The following is a 271-nucleotide window of genomic DNA, read 5'->3' on the forward strand; positions in this document are numbered from 1 at the left end:
TGCTGGAGGCCGTCTCTCAAGCCTATGACGGTGATATTGTGATGATCGACAGTACCTGTGTCCGCGTTCACCAGCACGGAGCCACAGGAAAAAAGGGGATGCCGACGATGGCTGCATGGGACGTTCCCGTGGCGGCCTCACAAGCAAAATCCACGCGATCGTTGATGCAGAAGGCCGTCCGATCAATCTTCGCCTGACAGAGGTGGAAAGGCCGCTGATTGTTCACAGGCTGAGGGGCTCATAGAATGCATCAAAGAAGGCGGCACGCTGC

1 pseudogene is annotated in these 271 nt (G+C 56.8%); it reads left to right on the forward strand.

Annotated elements, in window-relative coordinates:
• Nucleotides 1-271 (forward strand): annotated as a pseudogene (locus tag ABE530_RS19745) (transposase); the annotation flags it as partial.

Source organism: Brucella sp. TWI559 (assembly GCF_039674265.1).
Taxonomy (GTDB): Bacteria; Pseudomonadota; Alphaproteobacteria; order Rhizobiales; family Rhizobiaceae; genus Brucella; species Brucella chromiisoli.